The 4,342-nt window shown below is 67.2% G+C and carries 5 protein-coding genes; 4 read left to right on the top strand and 1 reads right to left on the bottom strand.

The features are described 5' to 3' along the window. The first annotated feature begins 488 nt into the window (after nucleotides 1-488). Genes ACFWPJ_RS25955 through ACFWPJ_RS25945 form a run of 3 tightly spaced genes read left to right on the top strand, consistent with a single transcriptional unit; the run spans nucleotide 489 to nucleotide 3,185 of the window. On the top strand, nucleotides 489-1,364 hold the full coding sequence (locus ACFWPJ_RS25955; protein WP_378855054.1) for an ABC transporter permease: 876 nt from the start codon (nucleotides 489-491) through the stop codon (nucleotides 1,362-1,364). Continuing rightward, nucleotides 1,357-2,190, top strand: coding sequence for an ABC transporter permease (locus tag ACFWPJ_RS25950; RefSeq protein WP_378855052.1), 834 nt, complete (start codon nucleotides 1,357-1,359; stop codon nucleotides 2,188-2,190). Before ACFWPJ_RS25955 ends, ACFWPJ_RS25950 begins: the two co-directional genes overlap by 8 nt. A gap of 2 nt (nucleotides 2,191-2,192) precedes the next feature. Continuing rightward, nucleotides 2,193-3,185: an ATP-binding cassette domain-containing protein gene (locus ACFWPJ_RS25945; RefSeq protein ID WP_378855050.1), complete on the top strand. Its 993-nt coding sequence runs from the start codon at nucleotides 2,193-2,195 to the stop codon at nucleotides 3,183-3,185. A 1-nt stretch (nucleotide 3,186) separates the two neighbouring features. On the opposite strand, the gene ACFWPJ_RS25940 is transcribed toward ACFWPJ_RS25945, so the two are convergent. Next, nucleotides 3,187-3,507 (bottom strand): hypothetical protein, encoded by a 321-nt coding sequence (locus tag ACFWPJ_RS25940; RefSeq protein ID WP_378855048.1) that lies wholly within the window; start codon nucleotides 3,505-3,507, stop codon nucleotides 3,187-3,189. Between the two features lie 354 nt (nucleotides 3,508-3,861). On the opposite strand from ACFWPJ_RS25940, the gene ACFWPJ_RS25935 reads away from it, so the two are divergent. Next, nucleotides 3,862-4,342: DUF4254 domain-containing protein (locus tag ACFWPJ_RS25935; protein WP_378855046.1), on the top strand; the 481-nt coding region annotated here is incomplete at its 3' end.

Raw genomic sequence — 4,342 nt, 5'->3', positions numbered from 1 at the left:
GCGCGAATAGTCCCGGAACGTCATGATGCCGCCGACCATGACGATCATCACTGTGAGGATGTAGACCGTGACGCGGAACCAGGTCGGCCCGTAGAAACTGACCGCCATCGACGCACCGAGCGCCGCGAGAATCAGCACCACCCCGTAGAAGGGTGTGCGTTGCTCCCTGTCAACCATTCCACCAGTGTCCGCCGTCGGTGCCACGGGTGGCAATGCCCGTCGACCGGGGGTGCGATGACGGCGACACGCCCGGGTACGGGTACCCTTCCCCTCATGTGGACAATTCTCGCCATTTCCGTGGTCAGCTCCGTGATCATTGCGATCCTGTTCGCCACCGGATTCCCGGAGCACTGACGACATTCCGGTAGCTGTCGCATAGCGGATCACGCCGGAGGGCGGCAGCGACGTCGGGGTGCCGCTGCGCTGAGCAGTCGCGATAGTGCCGTTTTCGTCCGGATTGCGGTGGGGCGGCCTAGAGTTGACTGATTGTGCGGGGCGATGCGGAGGGGGACGGCCGACTAGCCATCGCGGTGCGCCACTGTTCGTTCCGTCGTCGCAGGCCGAGCGCTGCCGGGGTGTACTGGAAGCTGGCGCGGGCCGGGTTCAAACGGCAGGCGCAGTACAAGCTGGCGATGTTCGCCGGGCTGTTCACCAACTGTGTGTTCGGTTTCGTCCGCGCGGCGGTGATGGTGGCCGCGGTGCGCGCGGCGGGCGATTTCGGCGGCTACGACGAGGGGACCATCGGCGCCTACGTGTGGCTGTCGCAGGCGCTGCTCGGCGCGACGCAGTTCATGGGGCCGCCGATCGACCTGGTCGAGCGGATCAAGACCGGTGACGTCGCCATCGATTTCCTGCGCCCGGTCGACATCCAGCTCGGCTACCTGGCCACCGACATGGGCAGGGCCGCCTGCACCTTCCTGCCGCGCGGCGTGCCGAGCATCCTCATCGGCGCGGCGACCTTCGGCCTGTCGATGCCGACAACCCCGGTGGCCTACCTGCTCGGCCTGATCAGCGTGCTGCTCGCGGTCGCGCTGTCGTTCCTGTGCCTGTTCGCGGTGGCGCTGATCGGGTTCTGGGTGGTAGAGATACGCGGGATCCGGGTGCTGTACCAGATCGTCGGCACCTTCCTCGCAGGCCTTTTCGTCCCGGTCCACATGTTCCCCGACTGGCTGCGGACCATAGCGATGGCTACCCCGTTTCCCTCCATCCTGCAAGCCCCGATCGATACGCTGTCAGGGCGGGTAACCGGAATGGATGCCGTGATCACCGTTGCGGCGCAAGGCTTCTGGGTCCTGGTGATCGGACTGCTCGGCAGAGTGCTGCTGCGAGCGGGACAACGCAGGCTGGAGGTACAGGGTGGCTGAACCGGATTCCGCGCGCATCGTGTCCGGGACCTGGTTCACCCCCTATCTCGCAGTATTGCGTTCGCGTGTGAAAGCACAGCAGGTGTACCGGCTCTCGTTCGCCACCGAGGTGTTCAGCGCCTTCCTCATCGGGCTGGTCGAGTTCGCCGAGGTGTGGGTGATCTTCCACAATGTCGGCACGCTCGGCGGCCTCGACACCAATGCCGCGCTGTTGCTGTTCGGACTGTCCAACACCTCGTTCGCGCTGGCCCAGGTGCTGGTCGGGCACCTGGACTCGCTGCCGGCGATGATCAGGATGGGTACACTCGACGCCTACCATCTGCGCCCGCAACCGCTGCTGCTCCAGCTGATCACCAGCGACATCTCGTTGCGCAGGCTCGCACGCGCAGCCGTCGCGGTGATCGTGCTCGCCGGTGGGTTGTGGCGCAACGAAATCGACTGGGGCATCGCCCCGGTTACCTTGATCGTGATCACCCTGCTGAGTGGAATCGCGCTGTTCTGTGGCCTTTTCGTATGCGCGGCCGGACTACAGTTCTTCCTGATCGACGGTGCCGAGCTCACCAACAGCTTCACCTACGGCGGTTCGTTCGCCGCGATGCAGCCTGCCTCGGTGTTCCCCGCGCCGCTGAAGCTGTTGTTCGGGTTCGCGATTCCCGTCGCGTTCACCGCCTACGTGCCGACGATAGCGCTGCTCGGTCTCCCGGGACCGCCGCTGTTGCCCGCGTGGTCGGCCTGGCTGACACCGGTCGCGGCGGCGTGGGTGTGGTTGCTGGCGTTCGCAGCGTGGCGGATAGGGACGAGGCACTATCAGGGAGGAGGGGGATAACGATGGACGAACACAGCGGGTCGGAACCGATCATCGACATCGACGACCTCACCCGGCAGTTCACGGTCTACCGCAAGAACGGCAGCCGCTGGCGCAGACACCGGGACACGATCACCGCCGTCGACCGGATGAGTTTCCGGATCGAACGGGGGTCGGCGGTCGGCTATATCGGCGCCAACGGCGCCGGCAAGTCGACGACGATCAAGATGCTCACCGGCATCCTGGTGCCGACCACCGGCACCGTCCGCACCTGCGGGCTGGAACCGGTGCGCCAGCGCAAGGAACTGGCCTCGCGGATCGGCGTGGTGTTCGGGCAGCGCTCGCAGCTGTGGTGGGATCTGCCGCTGCACGAATCGTTTTCGATCCTGGCGGCGATCCACCGCCTCGATCCCGACATCGCCGACAAGCGCACGCACGAGCTGGTCGAACAGCTCGAGATGGCCGATACCCTCGACACCCCGGTGCGCCAGCTCTCGCTCGGCCAGCGCATGCGCGCCGAAGTGGCCGCCGCGCTGCTGCATTCGCCGGAACTGGTGATCCTGGACGAGCCGACGATCGGCCTTGACGTGCTGTCCAAGCAGCGACTGCGCGAATTCCTGCGCGCCGAGCGAATCGAACGCGGGACGACGCTGCTGCTCACCACCCATGACATGGGCGATATCGAGCGGCTCTGCGATCGGGTCCTCGTCGTCGATCACGGCAGGCTGGTGTACGACGGTTCACTGACCGGACTCGGCGCCACCGTCGGCGCCCGCCGGGTGCTCGTGGTGGATCTGGCCGCGCCGACACCGGATCTCGACGATCTGCCGTGCGGCGCGCAACTGCTGTCCAGCGAGGCGGGCGGCATGCGCCAGCGGCTGGCGTTCGACGCCGAGCACACCACGGCGGCGGCGCTGCTGGCGTCGGTGTCGGATCGGGCGCAGGTGCGCGACCTGTCGATCGAGGAACCCGGCATCGAGGACGTGGTGCGCCGGATCTACGAGTCGGCGCGCTGATTCAGCTCGGCGCGTTCGGGTTTCCGGAGTACAGGCTGATCTCGCCGCTCTCGCCGAGGAAGGCGTTGACCAGCATGATCCGCCGCGCTTGCAGGTCGGAGTCCTCCGGCGCGCTGGTGGTGATCGAGATCTGCGGGATGGCAGCCCAGTTCACGACGTAGCGCTCGGGTGGGCCGTCGTCGTCGGACAGCCGCGCGATCCGGAACACCGAGACGGCGCGGCGCTCCATGAGGGCGCCGACGACGTCGGCGATTCGCTGCGGGTCTTCCAGGGCGAACAGGAACCCGAAGGTCAGCTCGGGTGAGGACACATAGGCGGGCACATTTATCGAGGTTAGTGCATGTGGGGTGGCCGCGGCGGGCCCCCGGTGATCCGATTGCCGGAAATGTGCCGACGGGTAACACGGGGGACGTCGCGCGGTGACCCCGCTGTAACGGTCGATAACAATTTCCGCCGACCCCGGAATTTGTACACCGTGCTATTGCGCGGCCGAGCCGAATCGCGCTTTCCTGAGAGGGTCCCGATTTTTCCCCGGGCCGTCTTCCTCACCGCAGCGTCGCGGATATTCGTCGACGCCCGGACGGGGCTACGCCGGTGCCGGGGAGTGGACCTCCCCGAATCCTCCCCGGCTCTGGCGTATCCAAGCACGAATTCAGCGTATTCAGGGGCGTACACCATGCCGATCGATCCCGGCCATCGTGTGGATGCCGCGCAACTCCCGCCACCCTCGGCGCGGTTGCGGGCTTTTCTGGAACCCAGTGACCCGGACCCGCTGCGGCACCGGGTGCTCGACGCGGCAGGCCGGCTGGCCCGCTGCCACGAGCGCAGGCGCTCGGCGATCGAGGCGGCGCGCGCACCGGAGGCTCCGAGCAGCCGGGTCGCGGCCTGCGGCAGGCTCATCGACGACATCGACCACGATCGCGCCGCCCTCATCACCCGCATCGACGACTGGGTCGCCGCCAATGTGGCGCACCGGGAAGGCGCTTCCCTGCACACCGAGACCCTGGGCGCGGTGATCGACCGGATGGCAGCGAAATGGATCGCCGCCCAGCGGGCGGCGCGGGGGGGGGGGGGCGGGGGGCCGGGCGCCCCCCCCCCCCCCCGCGGGCGGGCGGGGGGGGTATATCAAAAAAACAAAACAGAACACACACAAAAAG

It is taken from the genome of Nocardia sp. NPDC058497 (assembly GCF_042720195.1).
Taxonomy (GTDB): Bacteria; Actinomycetota; Actinomycetes; order Mycobacteriales; family Mycobacteriaceae; genus Nocardia.
This window is presented reverse-complemented; position numbering and strand designations above follow the sequence as displayed.

Coding starts and splice junctions, on each gene's coding strand:
- ACFWPJ_RS25945 (WP_378855050.1), top strand. CDS start 2,193: ATGGACGAACACAGCGGGTCGGAACCGATCATCGACATCGACGACCTC.